This is a genomic window from Fibrella aquatilis (genome assembly GCF_017353255.1).
GTDB lineage: Bacteria > Bacteroidota > Bacteroidia > Cytophagales > Spirosomataceae > Fibrella > Fibrella aquatilis.
This window is the reverse complement of the sequence record NZ_JAFMYU010000011.1, coordinates 165,721-184,233: the sequence shown is the minus strand read 5'-3', so window position 1 is coordinate 184,233 and position 18,513 is coordinate 165,721. Positions and strand designations below refer to the sequence as shown.

Here is an 18,513-nt window from a genome sequence, read left to right as displayed (position 1 = left end):
GCGCGTCACCCAAACGTTACCGTCTTTAAATATTCAGCCACCAGCAAGCCGCAATACGTACCGATGGCATTACCGAGTGCCCCGGCCAGGATACCCGGCAGGTGAAGGTCGGGGCGGTTGAAGCTTTTGCTTAGGGCCAGGCATGATGCCGACCCGCCAATGTTGGCCTGCGACGCAATGCTCAGCACGTCCCAATCTTGCTTCAGCAACCCGCCAATGCCGAACTGAAACAGCGCATGGATGGGCACCGAAATGCTCACGAACGTAAGCATGGTCAGGGCCAGCTGACCGTCTTTGGCCAGTACGCCCAGATCGCAAAAAGCCCCGATAACGGCCAAAAACAGATAGATGCAGAAAATACCGACCACCCGCACGCCCCGCAGTCGCTGTACCAGCGGCAGTTGCGCTAGGATCAGGGCCAGGGTAGTCAGCACCAGAATTTTGGGGATGGCAGGGAAATAACCAGCCACCAGTTGCGCCACATACAGGGCTACCACGCCCAGCCCAATCAGCACGGCCAGATCCTGCGGGTTCACGGTTTCGACGTCGCTGATCTGGTCATTGGCTTCCTGCTCATAGCGGCGCGTTTCGTCGGTGCTGATGGCGGTGGTGGGCCGCCGGGGAAAATACTTGTTTAGCAGCGGGGGCAACACCAGGGTCACGCCCATCCAGAGGGCCGTCACGATATTGTCGGTGGCGATGGTGGCGGCGTAGACGTTGCCCGCCTTGTTGACGCCGTAGTGCAGGGCAATGGCGTTGAGGTTGCTGCTGCCGCCTGTATGCGTCCCCGCAAACATGCCACCCACGGCATAGTACAGCGGCCCCAGCCCCCTGGGACCACCCACCACGTGCATGGCCACCACCACCCCGACCAGCGTACCCGCCGCCCCGATGAGGAAGTTAATAACCATGGGGGCGCCCGCCCGTTTCAGCCCCTTCAGGTTGACGGTGAGCAGCAGATAGAAAATGGAGATGGGGGCCAGGTAGGTAAAGATGCCGTCGTAGATAGGCGGGGCGTTGGTCGAGGCCGGTATCAGCCCCAGATTAGCCGTAATGGCCGTAACGATAATCACAATCAGCGACGTACCCATGGCCCGGAAATAAGGGAGTTTGGCCAGTTGCTCAGCGATGACAATGTTGAGCATCAAAACGGCCAAAATGGCCAGCGGGTCCTGTAGAAAGGGCATAGAGTGGGTGGGTCAGCAAGCAATATAGCCACTAATGTTGCTGTCGGTTCAGGAATTATGAAGGAGGCTACCTACCGAGAATTTGCTTAAATACCTCTAACCGGATAACATTGATCTTTGGATATTCGCAGGATTTTAGCACGTTGAAATCGCCATCATTATTGACCAAATAATCGGCACCGGCGGCAAAAGCAACGTCGGCAAATTTGTTGTCGTCAGGATCATTTTTTATCAGAAGCCATTTAAAACTGGCTTCAACATGAATAACATTTGGGGCAGCTGCTAGCAATTTCAGTACATTTTGAGCCAGCGATGGGCTGTAGAAGTCGCTTAATTTCTCCTCATATTCTGTCAAGATTTCTTGACTGACTACCCACTCAAAATCGCGATTTATAAATGCCGAATAAAGCCAGTAATGTACCCCTAAACGAGGAATGGCGGCAATTAGGCAGTTGGTATCAATGACTACCCGCATGGTTACTGCCGGGTCCGTTGTGACTAATTCAACACCTTGTCAAGGTCAGCTTGGGTATAGCCTTTTTCTGCCATGATTTCATCAGCTTCATTGCAATGAGTTCGCTGTAATACGCCATCAGAAGCTGATGTACTTTGTCTAATTCAGCTGGTTGCATGGGGCGATCGAAAAGCCGCATGAGCGATACCTATACGGAATTAGACACGTTGGCTTGTGGTGTCATGAGGCAGGTTCATAGTTTGTACGTAATGCCAATATCGGTCATTTATCGTAGTAACGATTACGGATAGGCGTCCGTTTATCAGTGTTGGGCAAGTTGACGGCCCCGTCACGCCGGGCGAAGGTATCCCCGTAACGTAGCGACCTGACGGAAACCAAGCCGTTCCCAGACGGGAAGCCCCTCTTCACTAGCCTGCAATGTTGCGGTTTTTAACCCTTCGCCACGAGCCTTCGCCAGTAGAGAAAGCACCAACTGGCTGGCTAAACCACGTCGGCGGTAATCCGCTTCAGTAGCTACGTAATGGATGCTCAAGTCGTCACCAACCGTCAATGTGAGTGCCACACAGACAAATGAACCATTGTCCTTCAGCCCATACGCCCGGATGCGTTCATCCTGCAAGGCGCTTACCAACGGCGTAAATCCTCCTGTTTCGCCATACGCTCGCTCGTTCAGGTCGCCCAGCAACCTAAGCGATGGGGTATCCACGGTCTGTGCGCCGTTGCCAAGTGCCAGCAGGGCAGGGTCGTCGAGCATCACGCCCATGCACGGCGTTGCAATGCTGGGTTCTTCCAGTCGGCCCGGCACTGCATCGGCCAGGGTCCAAAGGCAACCGGGCAACAGGATGTCATCAGCGGGGGGCAATTCGCCAACGGGTACGACGGCGGCATCGAACCAAGGATTATCAGCGGCCACGCCAATTCGGGCACCAAGTGCATTGGGCCATCGCACTTCGGCCTCCGGGCCTGTATACCCCCGTCCGAGAGCGGCAACCACCTCGCCAAAGCCAATAACAGACCGGCGGGCCAGTTCTGCGTCATCTATAGGGCCATCACCGGCCTGTTTCATGGTCGACTGCATTGCGTTAAATGACGTGTGTTAGTTTAATTCGGCACTGCCGAAGAGGACCGAAAAGGCTTTGCACCAGATCAGGACGGATCGCTGTTTGGCGGGGTCTACATTGGCGGGTAAATCGACCGAAAAGTTACCGGATTTGTCTAGTTTGGTCACCTCGACGAAGTTGCGCAGGGCGGTATTTTCGGCTACGTAAATGCGCAGGTCGGGGCCACCGTCGGTGCGGAAATCGGTAAAGACCAGCGTCCGTACGCCCGCCTTTTCGTATACGCTTACTGTGCCACTAACGCTGTGGATGCCATTCATGAACGCACCCCGCGACAGCCGCCGGTAGCCCGTGGTGTCGAAGGAGGTGGTGGTGCTGCCCGATGTGACGGTGCTGCTAATGGGCGTGCCAGCAACGGGTGCGCTGGGCAAAACGGTTGTTTCGGCCGACCGGCAACCGGCCAGGAAGCCACCCAAAACAAGCAGGGCAGCGAACGTGAACTGTTTCATGGTAGTAGCGAAAAACGGCCTATAGAGCCTTAGAAAGCTTGTTTTAACTGATGAAGGGCGGTGCGCAGCCGTGTTTTGACGGTACCAATTGGTATGGTCAGCTGGTCGGCGGCTTCGCGTTGCGTGTAGCCGTTGAAGTAAATCAGTTCGAGCAGTTCGACGTGAACCGGATGCAGCCGGTTTACCTGCTGGCGAAGGTCGATATGGTCAGGGTTGCGGGGCAATACCCAACGTAGCTGGTCAACCACATGGGTGGTGTCGTCATTGAGTGTAACGTGCTGGTAGTTACCCATCTGCTTTTGGGTGCTGCTGGTCCGCAGGGCGTCGATGGCCGTGCGCTGGGCCACGTTGAGCATCCAGGTGTAGAGCCGCCCCTTGCCCGCATCGTAGCGGTCAATATGCTGCCAGATTTTAACGAACACATCCTGCAACACGTCGCGGGCCTGCTCGTGGTGGGTTATTCGTTTAGAAACAGCCCGTAATAGTGCCGCCGCGTAATGCTGATACAGCCACCGGAAAGCGTACTCGTCGCGCTGCCGCAGGCGACTCACCAACTGCACTTCACCGTCAATGGGAGCAGATCGAAAATTCATAAATTATTGATTAATAACCTATTGCAGATTTACCATTTAATAAAAACACCCGCATTGTAGGACCGTGCAAAAGGCACGTTTTCGCCCGCCAACGCCCCAATCACGCTGGCCGTCAGTCCAACTTTATCAGGCACGATGTCGTAAGCTGCTTTGATACCCGCCCCCAGAAAACGCTGGTTGTTGAGGTAGGCTGCCGTGAACTGGTAGGCCTCGGTATTGAAAAACGGACCGTTCTTGGCGGGTAACCGGAAGTCGAGCGTACCAGCTACCCACAGGCGGGGGTGCAGTTTATAGCCGAACTCACCGTTCAGTTTCAGGTAGTTGCTGTAGTTCTGTGTCATGAAGCCATAGCCTACTTCGGCAAAATAATAGGTACGGCTCCCGCCTGCCCCCACCGAGACGTAAGGTAGTACGGTCCAGCCTTCGTAGCCCGTGCGTAGCCCCAGCCGGTCGTTGTTGGTAAACGTATTGGCCAGCACGTCGACGCCCACGCTCACGGCCCCAGCCAGCACAGCCCGTTTCAGCCCCAGCCCGATATTGCCCACCCCCGACAGCGTACCGGCGGGTGTCGGGTTGGCCAACGTGTTGGTACTGCTGCCGGTTTGCAGCAGTTTGTAGGGCAACACGCCCCGAATTTCCCAGCCTTTACCCAGGCCGTATTCGCCGTAGAGTTGCAGCGTTACGTCGCTGGTAGATCTAAAAACGGGCGTTTCCAGGCCGGTAGGGCCATAAACGCCGTCATAGTAAAGGCCAGAGTAGCCGATTTGGAGAAACCCCTTGCGAAACCCCCGAATCCAGGGACCACCCGCGAAGGTAAGCGAAGGCAACAGAACGAATAGTAGCAGAAAAGGCAGTGAATGGCGCATGGGCGAGGTGGGTTAAATGGGTTGGTTACTGGGTGTCTTTGTCTTTAATGGCAGGCCAGTTGGCATCGGCTTTCCGGATACGGTCGGCGCGGTCTTTGTTCCACATCGTGCGGACTTTCGTATTGTAGTTCAGGTACAGCTTGCCGTTGTCGATGGTGAAAGCGTCGGCTTCGGTGGGAGCTTTGTGGCCTTCAGACGTACCATAGGCGCAGTAGCCGCCATACTGCGGGGCGTACCGGGCGGGGTCGGCGATGAAGGTGTCGCGGTTTTTGGCGGAAGCAAACTGCCAGGTCGCGCCGTCGTAGGTGGCCGTCAGGGTCGGGTCGCCCTGTACGGGCTTACCGTCGGTGAAGTAGGCCACGGGGTCGTAGCCCTGAATGGCCTTCCCGCCCGTGGTAAATACGGGCGATTGCTGAGCGAATGCCGAGGGGATTGCCAGCAGGAAAAAGAAGCAGATACGCAGGATCATCGTTTTCATAAGCAATTGACTTTTAATTGTTTGTTTGATAGTTACTGGCTTGGTGATAACCATGTCAGGATGGCATCGTGGATTAGATCGGGCCGACGCCAGGGAATGAAATGGTTCATCTTCGGAATCATCTGCACGGTTACGGGCGCGTTAGTCAGCATCTGTTTGGCAAACGCAGCATTGCCCGGTGGCACCAGCGGATCATCTTCGCCCTGAATGATGATTACCGGCACCCTAATGCCGGGCCATAGTGGCCTCATCTGTTCCAGTTCGCCTTTAAGCGTGAGAATTTCCCGGTTGCTGACGGCCAGTTCGGTGGGTAGCCAGTAGCGGATAGGAAACGCATTGCCAACAGGGCGGTACCACTCCTGTTTTTCCAGGGCCGGATCAATAGAAGGAGCCACCAGAATCAGCCCACCCACCAGATTGGGGTAGTCCATTGCCAGTCGGGCCGCCACGGGACCACCCAGCGAATGCCCCACCAGAATAGGCTTCAGGCGGGCTTTGGCACGCTGTAGTACCGGAGCAATGCGAGCCGCCTGTACTTGTAGTGACGGCTCCGCTTTGCCCAACTCCGACTTGCCAAAACCCGGTCTGTCAACGGCCACCAACTGCGCCCGGCTGTAGAGCGTGGAGTCGGCGAAGAAGTCGATAAACGCATCCCATGACCCCGGCGACCCGTGAATGAACAGCACCATCGGCAATGTGTCGGCCCCAATCCGGGCAACGTGAAGGCTATGTTCACCCTGTTTGATGGTCTCGAAAACCGGCTTCACACGCTTGTTGGCAAAGTAGTCCGTAACCTTCCGGTCAGACATGCGTATAGACACACATTGCGGCAACAACGCCACCAGGGGCAGGAGCAGTAGCCAGATTCTTCGCCAGCGGAAGTGCATTAACTACTTAATTTATAGATTCTTACGAAGAAAAAACAACCAGCCGAAGCAGTTGCCAGACGGCCATGCCAATAAAGCACCAGCCCGTTGCACGGTTGATCCACCGGCTGTTGAGGTATCTGACAATGCGGTGCCGCTGCACGTCGGCGAGCCAGGCGTAGGCCAGTAGCAGCACAAATGCCCCCGCCGCCGTACCCACCGCAAACACCACCTGACTCAGGTGCGGGCTGTGGGCTAACAGCAGCCGGTTGCCCGCCGTGGCCCCGCTCAGATACAGCCACACCGCCGACCAGAAGGGCAGCAGCTGCGGGTTGGTACCGGCCAGGGCTACCCCCCGCCAGAACGGTAGAGCATGGCCCGTGGGCGCAACCTGCACCGCCACCCCGGCTTGCTGCCGAAGTGAGGCAATACCCACCAGCAGCAACACCGGAATAGGTACGTAGGCCAGCCACGACACCCAGTTGGCCTGCGTGGGCAGGAGCATCAGCCCGCCCGCCGCCAGACTGCTGTAGGCGATTTCGGGCAGGCTACCCCCCAGGGCCAGCCACAGCCCCGCCCGCCTGTTTTGGCTTAGTGTGGCCTGCACCACCGCCAGATTGACGGAGCCGGGATGAATAGACCCGACAAAACTGATGAGGCTAACGGTAGCGAAAAGCTGGAACATAAAAAGAAGCAAGAAGTGAGAGGCAAGAAGTGAGAAGCAAGAGGCAAGCGAGGAGAGTCAGGTGGGAAACAGTCGTGAGCCGACTTGGCTCTTGCTTCTTGCCTCTTGCTTCTCACCTCTTGCCTCTCACTTCTTGCTTCTCATTGCGTCTGGTGAGCTACCGTGGAATAGGCCACGCCGAAATGAGGGGGCAATTCTACCGCTGGGAAATCGCTAGTTACCGCCACCTGAATCAGGGCCATGTGGTGAATGGCGTGTTCGATGTTATACAGTAGCTCACGGGCAACCGACGAAGGCAACACAATGGTTTGTCCACCCCCCGCCGACAGGTCTGTTTCCAGGTCGAGCGGTTGCTCCAGGTTGAGTTTGTGCGTAGCCCGGTCGAGGCTCCCGATACGGCGCAGGGCCTCGTCGGTGTCTACTTCAAGGCGCAGGTCGCGCTGCCGCCGGTCGTAGTTGAGAATCCCGGTTTGGGCACCGCTCATAAGCAGGGCATAAAACTCCAGAATATGCCGCACGTGCTTGCCGATGGTGTTACCCGACAGCACGGGCAGGGGTTGTGCGTAGGCCTCGTTGGTAAGTTGACCAACCACTTCGGCAAGCTGCATAAGAATGTCGGTACTGGCAGATTTAAGCGTCATAATAAACTGATGTTCGGTTAATTGAAAGGTTGTGGGCAGGTTTACGCAGGAGCTACATCACCCGGCGGGCAGGTAGCTCGTTGGCAGGTTTGTTGCCCGACAGGCGCTGTAACAGGTGGTAGACGATTGCTCCCCATTCGTAGCGCGTCAGGCGGATGATGACCAGGCAACTTGCGGCCACCGCCACGGCCAGCCCGAACAGATACCCACCATCGCCCAGGATGTCGATACCCAGAATGGTGAGGTGCGACAGGATAGCCCCACCCATAACGCCCAGGCCAACAAACGCCCCAATCCAACTGGTACGGGGAATCAGAATGAGCGTAGAGGCAATTAATTCAACCACGCCCGACCCAATGCGCCCCCAGGGTTCAACGCCCAGTTTGGTGAAGATGTAGATCGACTCCGGCTGACCCAGAAACTTGAAATACAGGGTCTGAAGCATGATGATGGCGGCTACCAGACGAGCAGCCCAAAGCAGGTAAATGAATGACTTTTTCATGATTGATATCTGTGTTTTGAAAAGGGGTGAACAGATTAGGATTGGGTGAATTTGGCCCAGCTGGCGTCAGCTTTTTTGTGCAGGTTTGGTTCGTCTTTATTCCACTTCGTCAGGGTATTGTTGATGAAGCTGTGGTAGAACAAAAACAGCTTGCCATCACTGATTTTGAACGTTTCGGGGTCTACTTCCACCTTCTCGCCGTTGGCACCCATGGCGTAGGCGCACCAGCCGCCATACTGCGGTTCGTAGGTGTCGGGGTTTGCTTTGAAGGTTGCCAGATTAGCCGCCGAAGCAAACCGGTACGTGACGTTCTTGTATACGTACACATTAGCCGTCGAGCCTTTGACGGCTTTGTTCTGGGTGAAATAAGCTACGGCGTCGTAGCCCTGAAGGGCCAGTCCGTTATCGAGGTTAAACTGTTGTTTACGAACCGCCGGGGCTTGTTGGGCAGTTGCCGTGGCGACAGACAGGCCCAGCAGGGAAAAGAGAATGAGGGTTTTCATTGGTTTGGTTGGTTGTTGGTTCATTGTGCAGCAGGATAGCCTGCCGGTATGCCAACACCATTGCCAAATACCATTCCAGCCAATGGTAATTGCCCGGAAAAGCCGTTTCTGGGCTTGTAAAGCCAATAATCTGGTCAGAATACGCTGGGCCAGATGGTGTGCCAGCCGGATAAATTCCCGACATTTCGTAATAATTCCGAAATGACCGATACGGAATCCGAACGGATACGCGGCTGACAGCTAGGTGGTTGGGTTTAAAAGGCTCTTGTGGCCACCCAGCACCCGTTTTTGGGTTTCGGGCAATATCGGGACTCTAATTTGCACAGCGTCTGGTAGAGCCACCACGCGCCCGCTACCCCTGCTACTATGACCGCCATTCCTGAACGCGTACTCCGATTGTCGCATTTTACCGTCGAAAATGCGCTCGAACCCATCCTGCTCTTCCACCAGTCGGGGCAGTTGAACCGGGCCAACGCGGCGGCCTGTCAACAACTGGGCTACGAACCAACACAGCTGAACGGCCTGACATTCAGCACCATACATCCAGACTATACCCCCGACCGCTACGGCCAGTTGTGGCGTAACCTTCAGCAGTTCACCACCTTAACGGTCGACGTGAAGCAGCGGCGGCGGGATGGCTCCGTGCGGCAGGCCGAAGTGGGCATGAACTTCGTACGGCTCGACGAACAGGATTTTCTTTGCTGCTTCGTACGCGACGTAACCGAGCGGTCGCAGCTCGACGATACGCTGCGCCGGATCTCGGAAGGCACGGCCTCCGACGTGGGCATCGACTTTTTTCAGTCGCTGGTACAACAGCTAACGGCGGCGCTGCATGTGGAATACGCGATAGTGACCGAATGCACCAACGTCGAAAAAACGCGGGTGCGAACTCTGGCCTTTGGGCAACACGAAACCCTGCGGGAAAACATCGAGTATGATCTCACCGACACCCCCTGCAACCTTGTCATGCACGACCGGGAGTTCTACTGCCCTACCGACCTGGAACAGAATTTTAGCCGCGAGAAAGGCCTCGAATCGTACCTGGGCGTACCCATCCACGACAAGGCTGGTGAACTGATTGGGCACCTCGCCATCCTCGATTCGCGCCCCATGACCGACCACCACAAGTACATCGGCATTCTGCGAGTGCTGGCGGCGCGGTCGGGTGCCGAAATTGGGCGGAAGGTGGCCGAAGAGCGGCTGTTACAGATCCAGAATCAGCTGGAAGCCACTGTGGTGGCCCGCACCCGCGAGCTAGCCACCGCCACCGCCGAAGCCGAAGCCGCCAACCGCGCCAAAAGCGATTTTCTGGCCACCATGAGCCACGAACTGCGCACCCCCCTCAACGGCATTCTGGGCTATACCCAATTGTTCAAACGCGACGCACAACTCACTACTAGTCAGCAGAAAGGCGTAACCATCATGCACGATTGCGCCGAGAGCCTGCTCTCGCTGATCAACGACGTGCTGGACCTCTCGAAGATCGAAGCACGGAAGATGGAGGTGCTCGCCGAGGTCTATTCGCTGGCCGACCTGCTGCACCATGTTAGCCAGCAGACCCACGTCCGGGCGGAGCAAAAAGGCCTGCAATTCGACGTGCAACTGGCCGACAACCTGCCCGTTTGGGTCACCGGCGACGAGCGCAAACTGCGGCAGGTGCTGCTCAACCTGCTGGGAAACGCCGTGAAGTTCACACCATCGGGCACGATCACGTTCCAGGTCGAGCGGGCGCCCAATCAGTCGGCGGTTTCTGGCCAAAAAACCGCCGACCATACCATCCGGTTTCTGATCGAGGATACGGGCGTAGGTATTGAGCATGACCAACTGGCCAACATCTTTCTGCCCTTTCAGCAAATCCGCGAATCGTCTGATTTTGTGGAAGGTACGGGCCTGGGTCTATCCATCACCGACCAACTGGTGCGGCTCATGAACGGCGATCTCTACGTGGCCAGTCAGTCGGGGCGGGGCACACAGTTCAGGCTGTCGCTGGGCCTGCCCGAAGCCGTTATTCACCCCACCACCTACCCGGTAGCCCGGTCGGGGCAGTTTGTAATTGGGTACGAAGGCCCTCGAAAAACAGTGCTCGTGGCCGACGATGGCTGGGAAAACTGTTCGGTAGTAGTTAACCTGCTCACGCCGCTGGGCTTCCGGGTGATCGAGGCTAAAAATGGCCGGGAGGCCGTTGAGCAGGCCATGCTGCATACCCCCGACCTGATTTTGCTCGACCTGGTCATGCCCTATCTCAACGGTTTTGAGGCACTCCGCCAACTACGGGCCAGTGTCGCCCTGGCCACTACGCCCGTGTTTGCGTTTTCGGCCCGCGTGTTTGAGCAGGACCGGCAGCAAAGCCAACAGGCCGGTTTCGACGATTTTGTGCCCAAACCCGTAGACCTCGATCTGCTGCTGGCCAAAATAGGCAACAGCCTCCAGCTCACCTGGCAAACACAGTCGGGAAGCGATGCTCTGCTGCCACCCCCACTGGTCTCTGACGATGCCGACGGGGCCACCGGCCAACTACCCGACCGTGCCCAGCTGGAAGGCCTCTATGACCTGGCCCGAATGGGTGATATTCAGGGCATTATGGGTCAGGTAGATGAACTGGAACGTGGCCAGTTATATTACGGCCAATTTGCCAGAACCATCCGTCAGTCGGCGGGCGAGTTCGACACACGCGCCATTAAAAAATACCTCCAAGCCTGCCTCCGAACCGTATGACCACCCTCTCTGACGACGCGCCTGACCGGCCCGCTCGCACCATTCTGATCGTTGACGACATGCCCAACAACATCAGCGTGTTGTACGAAACGCTCATCCGGTTCAATTACAAAGTGCTGGTGGCCCGCGACGGGAAAAGCGCCATCGAGCAGGCTCAGTTTGCCCAACCCGACCTGATTTTGCTCGACGTGATGATGCCCGGCATGGATGGCTTTGAAACCTGCCGCCGCCTCAAACAACTCGACACCACGCGGGCCATTCCGGTGTTGTTTATGACCGCCCTTTCCGACACCATCGACAAAATCAATGGCTTCAACATGGGGGCCGTAGACTACATCACCAAGCCGTTTCAGTTGCCCGAAGTGCTGGCCCGGATAGACACACACCTGACCCTGCGCGGGCTGCAACGAGAACTTGAAACCCTCAACGCCGACCTGGAACAGCGCGTGGCCGAGCGGACCGAAGCCCTCACCAAAGCGCTGGCGGAGGTAGAAAAACTAAAAAACCAGCTACAGGCCGAGAATACGTACCTGCGCGAAGAAATTCAGCAGCTGGGTAGTTTCGACGACATCGTGAGCCAGAGCAAGGCCTTCGGGCGGGTGCTGCGGCAGGTAGAGCAGGTAGCGCCCACCAACACGTCGGTGTTGATTTTAGGTGAATCGGGCACGGGCAAGGAACTGCTGGCGCGGGCGGTGCATAACCGCAGTGGCCGCAAGACCCGTTCGCTGGTGAAAGTGAACTGCGCGGCCCTGCCCGCCACGCTCATCGAGAGTGAGCTGTTCGGGCACGAAAAGGGGGCGTTTACCGGTGCTACAAACCAAAAAACAGGTCGCTTCGAATTGGCCGATGGCGGCACGATTTTCCTGGACGAAATTGGCGAAATGCCCATCGACCTGCAACCAAAGCTACTGCGGGTGTTGCAGGAAGGGGAATTTGAGCGGGTGGGCGGCACCAAAACCCTGAAGGTGAACGTGCGGGTGATTGCCGCCACCAACCGCGATCTCGAAGCCGAGATTGAGCAGGGCCGTTTCCGCGAAGATTTGTATTACCGGCTCAACGTATTCCCCATCGCCAGCCTGCCCCTGCGCGAACGAAAAGAAGATATTCCCCTGTTGGTCAGGCACTTCTGCCAGAAACACGGCCCCGGCATGGGGCGGCAGATCGACGTGATCCCGGCCGACGTGCTGGCTACCATGGCGGCCTACGATTGGCCGGGCAACATCCGAGAACTGGAAAACGTTGTCGAGCGGTCGCTGATCATGTCGCCGGGCCGGAAGCTGGAACTGGGTGGCTGGATTGGGCGGAAAACCACCGGGCCAAAAAAGGGAGCCTCGCTCGGCCTCATCACCATGGAGGAATGCGAACGGGCGCACATCATCGCCGTGCTAGAACACACCCGCTGGAAAGTGAGCGGCGAAAACGGCGCGGCCAAAATCCTGAACATGATCCCCACCACGCTGGATTCGCGCATGAAAAAGCTGGGCATCCAGAAACCGTAAGCGGGAAGACAAGCTTTGAAAAGCGGTTCAGCCGTTAAGAGAGGTAGATCTGGGGTAGTATACTGCCTTTTTATTGCTAACAAAAGGCAGGTTATTTATCACTGATTAAACAACGAAAAAGGCTTGGCGTTTGTTGGGGAATTAGCACTCCATCAGCCCATAACTGAAGCCCAATGATTGCAATATTGCTGATGTTTTATTCATAAGCCAAATTTATAACGTCCAGCCCGAACTGAAGCTAAATCAAGAACAAATGTTGAGGCGATATTCGTCAAGCCCCAATAACGCCAAACCTAATGTTAGCTGCCGTTTTTATTCTAATGTTTTCAATTTTTTGGTAATTTCCATTTTTCAATTATAAATCTTATGCCGTCTGGTATTGCTTTAACTAATTGAGAATTGTGTGTTTCATTTTTGTAAGAGGTGTATTTATGCTTTAATCCCGATTGCTTGTTCTTTTGTAGCAAAGAATCAAACTTTTGTACGACTTTAAAATTTGGATCTTCTGTTCCATCACTTATAAAAATATTTTTGTTTGTATAATTTTTGATTTTAAATAGAGCCTCTGCTTCTTGTATTATATAGTCATTTTCCAACCATAAAGATGGGCTAACTGCTATGTAATCATTAAATAATTCAGGGTACGTTAATAAACAATAGACAGACATTAAACCTCCAAGCGAGTGTCCAAATAGTATTTTTTCATTTGTTGTTTTATACTCTTTATTCATAAAAGGTATTACTTCATCTTTTATGAATTTTAAAAAAAGCTTACCACCACCTGATTTTGTTGCACCTAAAGAATTGTTTGTAGCAAGGAGAATAGGTGTTAAGTCGTTGGTTCTTTCATCTTTATAATTTGCAATGCCTACAATAATCATTGGTGGGAAGTCGCCTTTACTAATTGAAGAGTCAACTATACTAGCAACCATTCCAATATTTTCACCATCCATCATATATAATACTGGAAGTGATGCCTCAGAAAAAATGTCTAACTGAGGTTTATATATAAAAAGTTTTCGCTTTTGGTTTAAAACTTTTGAATGGATAGTTTCTATCTTTCCACTCTTTAATATTTTACTATCAATTCTTTGTGCTCTTAAAGAATTTGGCGAAAAAGAAAGATTAGTGATTAGAAAAAGTATAAAAAGTTGATTTTTCATAGTAGTACACTTGTTTTAGACATTATGAAATGGATTTAAATATTTTATGGCAAAGCTGATCATTTTTGATTTTTAAAAAGGTCTCAAATAATACTTTTGAAGTGTCAAATTATGATTTGAGGCTTCTTTTTTATATTCTGGGTCAATTTGGGTGGTCGTCAAAAATGGCAGCTAACTCCTGAATATACGAAAGTTTTGTCGTGCTTCTTATACTTAATTATACTATTGTAAGTTTAATCAGTACCTTATCGTGATTGATCGTTGTTAGCCTCTTGCTGCTCTCTAACTATAACTGGCTACACTCAATTGGGTGAATCGCTCCCTGACGTACATGTGCGGCAACCGCTTGCCGTTTGAGCGGATTTGGCAACGATGGCACTTGTTCATTTAAGTTGGGGCACCTTGACAAAGCATAGTCGGGCGAAATGGTCATGTCATGGGGCAACGAGACCGGCAACCTTTGTGTCGTCAATGTAACAAAAAACAGACAACCAATCGGTAGGGTACAGTTCACAATCCCGACCTGCGACTAGGTGCCGCTCTTGGGTATTCAGAAGCCGTAATAGCATCAGCGTTGCAGATGCTGCACTCCTTTGGTACCGAATTGACGTAATGGCTGATAGAACTGTGTTGCTGACGCTGTTACGATTTATAGTGAGCCTTACGATATATCGTAAATTGACTGGCAGGTACTGGTCGTACGAGTTAGGGCTACACTGTTCACTTTCAGTGAGTTGAAGGGATAATACTGTTTGGTACGGGTCTTGACTATGCCCTGATACCCAAACGACTACAGCATGTGTACCGCTACCTACATACCCCTTAGCCCGGACCGCTTTATCCTGACCCACAGCCGCGACGAGCAGTCGGTTCGGCCCGCGGCGCTCCCCCCACGTACCCAGTATATCGGTGGTCGTGCCGTAACGTACCCGGTTGACCCTCAGGGTGGTGGCACCTGGATAGCCTCTACCAACAACACGGTAGTTTGCCTGCTCAACGGGGCCTTCACTGCCCACCAAAAGCAGCCTTTCTACAAACACAGCCGGGGGTTGGTGATCCCGCATTTTCTAGGCTATTCGTCGGCAGCGGCGTTTGTGCTTTCCTATCCCTTTGCCGGTATCGAGCCGTTTACGCTGCTGGTGGTCGAGGCAGGAAAACTGCTGGTCATCCGCTGGACTGGTGTGCAGCGGTTCGTGGAGAAACCCGATGCCAACCAGCCCCATATCTGGTCGTCGGTGACGCTCTATGACCCCCTCATGCAGCAAAAGCGGGAACGCTGGTTTGCTAACTGGTGCGCTACCCAAGCTACCCCCACTGTGGCCGACGTGCGCCGGTTTCACCAGACAGCCGGCGACGGCGACCCTGCTACCAGCCTGCTCATGAGCCGGGCGGGCACCCTACAAACCATCAGCCTCACGAGTATCGACTACAACGCCAACCGGGCCGTGCCGGGCCAGATGATCTACCAGGATTTTACGAAACACCTTAGCCAGCACCCAAACCCGTTGCTCACCCATGCAAACGCTTAGCCCCCCCGCAACGGCTCCTATGGCCCGTTTTGGCCTTAACTGGAACCTGTCACAAGTATATCAGCGGCTAAAGACCCGTCCGTTTTTCATCCGCCTCCGGCACTGGGAATACTGGCCGTTTGCGGTGGTGTATGCGCCCGTAGCCCTCTACTACCTGTGGCTATCGCTGAAGGCACGGTCATTCTTCTTTTTTTCGGCATCCAACCCCTCTATCGAAACGGGTGGTATGCTGGGCGAATCGAAACGGGCTATCCTGGATCTGATCAGTGATGAATGGAAACCAAAAACGCTGTTTGTGGCCGCGTCGACAGATACCAATACTATACGTAAGCAGCTGGCGATGAACAATATGACCTACCCACTTATTGCCAAACCTGACGCTGGTGAACGCGGCTGGCGCGTACAGCGGATTGACCGGTGGGAAGAACTGATTCAGTATGCCCACAGTGCGCCCATTGATTTTCTGCTTCAGGAATACGTCGATGAGCCGTTGGAACTGGGTGTGTTTTATTATCGGCTGCCTGGGCCGCGGTCGGTTGGGCAGGCGCAGGGCGTGGTGTCGTCGGTGGTGCAGAAAGAATTTCTCACGATCCGGGGCAATGGCCGCAATTGCGTGGAAGAACTGATTGGGCAAAACGAGCGGGCCATTCTGCAACTGCCCGTGCTGAAGCAGCAATATGGCCACCTGTTTCATCAGGTACTGGCACCGGGCGAAACCATGACCCTGGTAGGCATTGGCAACCACTGCAAAGGCACCAAATTTCTGAACGCCAACCACCTCATCACGCCCGAACTCACCCGCATCTTTGATCAGATCAGCGACACCATAGATGGCTTTTATTTTGGCCGCTATGACCTGCGCTGCCGGAGCGTGACCGATTTGTATGCCGGGCGGCACATACGCATCATGGAGCTAAACGGAGCCGGGGCCGAGCCAGCTCACATTTATCAGCCCGGTTTTTCGCTCCGCGAAGCCTACCGGGTGCTGTTTCACCACTGGGGGGTACTCTACGACATCAGCCGCGACAATCACCGGCGCGGCGTACCATACATGACCCTACAGGAGGCCAGACAGGTATGGAAACGAAATCAATCAACCAAAAAAGCGGCGGCCTAACCGGCGGCTGTTGCGCAACAATGCTGGCTATGAATTCCCTTTTTAGGCCCATCAATACCGATCTGACCCACCTGCGGGTGCTGCTCACGGCTGGCCCCACCCAAGAGGCTATTGATCCCGTCCGGTACATCAGCAACCATTCTACGGGCAAAATGGGCTATGCCCTGGCTGAGGTGCTGGCCGAACGCGGTGCCCACGTCACGCTCGTCAGCGGCCCTACGCAACTAACCGTTGGGCACCCTGGCATTGAGGTGGTGCAGGTGAAAACCGCCGCTCAGATGTACACGGCCTGCCTGCATTATTTTCCTACGGCCACCTTAACCATACTGGCCGCTGCCGTCGCCGATTATACGCCTGGCACGGTAGCCAATAAGAAGATCAAGAAGCAGGGCGACACCCTCACACTTGAACTCGTCCGAACGGTTGACATTGCCGCCCGCCTGGGACAGCAAAAACGCGATGATCAATACATGGTCGGCTTTGCGCTGGAAACCGACAATGAATTGGCCAATGCACAGGCCAAACTGATTGGTAAAAACCTGGACCTGATTGTACTGAATTCGCTGAATGACATAGGAGCGGCCTTTGGGCATGACACCAACCAGGTTACACTCATACACCGGCACGGGGCTATCCACCGCTTTGGGCTGAAAGACAAACGGGCCGTAGCTCACGACATCGTAGACCAGGTAAGTGCCCAACTCATACACCTACAACCGCATAGCTAACAACACAGTACTATGAACAGTACAGCAAAATATTGGTATCTCCACGACCATCATCTGTTCGATGAACTCGCGCGCGAGGCCATCGACGAACTGGCTTACCTAAGCCATTTTCAAACCAGTCGGAAAGGGGCACTTATTCACCTACCTGCCGACGAAAGCCGTATTTACACCATCAAAGTGGGTATTTTTAAGTTGGTCGAAACAGACCAGGAAGGGCAGGAGCAGCTGATCGAGATTCTCCGCCCCGGCGACCTGTTCGGGCAGTTTACCCTCAACCAGCATACCAGCAACCAGTACACCGTGGCCCTGTCTGATTACGTCACGTTCTGTAGTTTCGCCACTGCCGACATGGAGCAGGTGATGCAACAACACCCAACCCTGGGTATCCGGTACACCAAGCTGATTGGCCTGCGGTTTCGACGGTTGGAAAATCTGTATAAGAACCTAATGTTCAAGGATGTACGTACCCGGCTTCGGTTGTTTTTGAAAGAATGGGTGGCCAAAGAGGCGAAACCCGACCGCCCAGCAGTGGTGCCCAACTACCTGTCACATAAAGACATTTCGCGGCTGATTTGCAGTAACCGGCAGGCCGTCACCGAACTCTTCAATGAGTTTAGGGGTACAGGACAACTGGCCTACGACCGCAATGAGATCACGATTATCGACCCCATGCTGCTCAATGTGTAACCTTGCTAACACCCTGAATCGGGCCGACCAAACCCTCCACAGCCTGGCCCAACTCATTGCGCTGGCTGGCAAAACAACTCCTGCCACGGGGCATAACCACCATTCAACCACTCAATTATCACTTGGCGCACCCCCCAGTTGCCCTACATACGCCCTACGAGCGCCCCAAAGGCCTGACCGAATGGGCCCACTGGCGCACCATTGCCAACACGACACTAACCACGCTGAACGCCCAAACCGGCAGGACCAGCGATGTTAGAATTTGGCCACACCATTTCGATACAGGGGTGTATTACGCCGTTACAGATGCCGATGGGGCTGAGACATCAGCTATCTGGGCGGGCTACTCCATTGCCGACACTGTCTGCAACGAACCCTATTTCTACCTCTCTGGCTACCGGCGTGACGAACCAATCAACTTCGCGGTTGCTCCGGCCCTAACGGTTGGGGAATGGCGCAATGCGACCAACTGGCAGGGGGCTATGCTACCGGTGTCGCATGTGAGCGACACCAACGTTAACGTTATCGACACCTTTTACCTTGAAAGCAACAGGTGGCTCAGACAGGTGGGTGCGTAGTTTGTGTTCACCTAACTAACAAGTTGTGTAAACGGTCACGTAATTACCGATGAGTGTCGTGTTGACGACAAAAGGGCAGTAAGCAAAGCTGTTTGTTTGGCCATGTGAATTCACCGCCTTTTCCGGTGAGTTCA

Annotated in this window: 20 protein-coding genes; 7 read left to right on the top strand and 13 right to left on the bottom strand. The window is 54.4% G+C overall.

All coding sequences use genetic code 11. The features are described from left to right. Nucleotides 1-5 precede the first annotated feature (5 nt). The 12 genes from J2I48_RS15155 to J2I48_RS15100 all read right to left on the bottom strand — a co-directional run bounded on the left by J2I48_RS15155 (nt 6) and on the right by J2I48_RS15100 (nt 8,363). The gene (locus J2I48_RS15155) at nt 6-1,187 is read right to left on the bottom strand and encodes a DUF819 family protein (protein WP_207336311.1); all 1,182 of its coding nucleotides are present in this window, start codon (nt 1,185-1,187) and stop codon (nt 6-8) included. Nucleotides 1,188-1,254: 67 nt separating this feature from the next. Beyond that, nucleotides 1,255-1,662 (bottom strand): putative toxin-antitoxin system toxin component, PIN family, encoded by a 408-nt coding sequence (locus tag J2I48_RS15150; RefSeq protein WP_207336310.1) that lies wholly within the window; start codon nt 1,660-1,662, stop codon nt 1,255-1,257. A 328-nt stretch (nt 1,663-1,990) separates the two neighbouring features. Next, nucleotides 1,991-2,740, bottom strand: coding sequence for a GNAT family N-acetyltransferase (locus J2I48_RS15145; protein ID WP_207336309.1), 750 nt, complete (start codon nt 2,738-2,740; stop codon nt 1,991-1,993). 18 nt (nt 2,741-2,758) lie between these two features. Beyond that, nucleotides 2,759-3,229, bottom strand: coding sequence for a DM13 domain-containing protein (locus tag J2I48_RS15140; protein WP_207336308.1), 471 nt, complete (start codon nt 3,227-3,229; stop codon nt 2,759-2,761). A gap of 29 nt (nt 3,230-3,258) precedes the next feature. Next, nucleotides 3,259-3,822, bottom strand: a complete 564-nt coding sequence (locus tag J2I48_RS15135) for an RNA polymerase sigma factor (RefSeq protein WP_207336307.1) — start codon at nt 3,820-3,822, stop codon at nt 3,259-3,261. A gap of 29 nt (nt 3,823-3,851) precedes the next feature. Then, a complete protein-coding gene (locus J2I48_RS15130; protein WP_207336306.1) occupies nt 3,852-4,688 on the bottom strand; it encodes a hypothetical protein in 837 nt (278 codons plus the stop codon). A gap of 25 nt (nt 4,689-4,713) precedes the next feature. Continuing rightward, nucleotides 4,714-5,166 (bottom strand): YHS domain-containing (seleno)protein, encoded by a 453-nt coding sequence (locus tag J2I48_RS15125; protein WP_207336305.1) that lies wholly within the window; start codon nt 5,164-5,166, stop codon nt 4,714-4,716. Nucleotides 5,167-5,198: 32 nt separating this feature from the next. Continuing rightward, nucleotides 5,199-6,053 (bottom strand): alpha/beta fold hydrolase, encoded by an 855-nt coding sequence (locus tag J2I48_RS15120; protein ID WP_207336304.1) that lies wholly within the window; start codon nt 6,051-6,053, stop codon nt 5,199-5,201. A gap of 22 nt (nt 6,054-6,075) precedes the next feature. Next, nucleotides 6,076-6,717: a LysE family translocator gene (locus J2I48_RS15115; protein ID WP_207336303.1), complete on the bottom strand. Its 642-nt coding sequence runs from the start codon at nt 6,715-6,717 to the stop codon at nt 6,076-6,078. A gap of 140 nt (nt 6,718-6,857) precedes the next feature. Next, complete coding sequence (locus tag J2I48_RS15110) at nt 6,858-7,358, bottom strand: DinB family protein (RefSeq protein ID WP_207336302.1); 501 nt, start codon at nt 7,356-7,358, stop codon at nt 6,858-6,860. Between the two features lie 52 nt (nt 7,359-7,410). After that, entirely contained in the window at nt 7,411-7,860 is a 450-nt protein-coding gene (locus tag J2I48_RS15105; protein ID WP_207336301.1) for a DoxX family protein, read from the bottom strand. Between the two features lie 35 nt (nt 7,861-7,895). Beyond that, nucleotides 7,896-8,363: a YHS domain-containing (seleno)protein gene (locus J2I48_RS15100; RefSeq protein ID WP_207336300.1), complete on the bottom strand. Its 468-nt coding sequence runs from the start codon at nt 8,361-8,363 to the stop codon at nt 7,896-7,898. Between the two features lie 366 nt (nt 8,364-8,729). Between J2I48_RS15100 and J2I48_RS15095 the strand changes: the two genes are divergently transcribed. Beyond that, on the top strand, nt 8,730-11,078 hold the full coding sequence (locus J2I48_RS15095) for an ATP-binding protein (RefSeq protein WP_207336299.1): 2,349 nt from the start codon (nt 8,730-8,732) through the stop codon (nt 11,076-11,078). Continuing rightward, nucleotides 11,075-12,577: a sigma-54-dependent transcriptional regulator gene (locus J2I48_RS15090; RefSeq protein WP_207336298.1), complete on the top strand. Its 1,503-nt coding sequence runs from the start codon at nt 11,075-11,077 to the stop codon at nt 12,575-12,577. Before J2I48_RS15095 ends, J2I48_RS15090 begins: the two co-directional genes overlap by 4 nt. 326 nt (nt 12,578-12,903) lie before the next feature. Here J2I48_RS15090 and J2I48_RS15085 read toward each other — a convergent pair whose 3' ends face one another. Next, on the bottom strand, nt 12,904-13,740 hold the full coding sequence (locus J2I48_RS15085) for an alpha/beta hydrolase (RefSeq protein ID WP_207336297.1): 837 nt from the start codon (nt 13,738-13,740) through the stop codon (nt 12,904-12,906). Between the two features lie 797 nt (nt 13,741-14,537). Here J2I48_RS15085 and J2I48_RS15080 point away from each other — a divergent pair. From J2I48_RS15080 to J2I48_RS15060, 5 genes are all read left to right on the top strand, one after another. Further along, nucleotides 14,538-15,269, top strand: a complete 732-nt coding sequence (locus J2I48_RS15080; RefSeq protein ID WP_207336296.1) for an NRDE family protein — start codon at nt 14,538-14,540, stop codon at nt 15,267-15,269. Then, a complete protein-coding gene (locus J2I48_RS15075) occupies nt 15,256-16,386 on the top strand; it encodes an ATP-grasp domain-containing protein (RefSeq protein ID WP_207336295.1) in 1,131 nt (376 codons plus the stop codon). The genes J2I48_RS15080 and J2I48_RS15075 overlap by 14 nt, the downstream gene beginning before the upstream one ends. 29 nt (nt 16,387-16,415) lie before the next feature. Beyond that, complete coding sequence (locus J2I48_RS15070; RefSeq protein ID WP_229376268.1) at nt 16,416-17,114, top strand: phosphopantothenoylcysteine decarboxylase domain-containing protein; 699 nt, start codon at nt 16,416-16,418, stop codon at nt 17,112-17,114. A gap of 12 nt (nt 17,115-17,126) precedes the next feature. Continuing rightward, nucleotides 17,127-17,801: a Crp/Fnr family transcriptional regulator gene (locus J2I48_RS15065; RefSeq protein WP_207336294.1), complete on the top strand. Its 675-nt coding sequence runs from the start codon at nt 17,127-17,129 to the stop codon at nt 17,799-17,801. A 122-nt stretch (nt 17,802-17,923) separates the two neighbouring features. After that, complete coding sequence (locus J2I48_RS15060; RefSeq protein WP_207336293.1) at nt 17,924-18,379, top strand: hypothetical protein; 456 nt, start codon at nt 17,924-17,926, stop codon at nt 18,377-18,379. Nucleotides 18,380-18,513 lie beyond the last annotated feature (134 nt).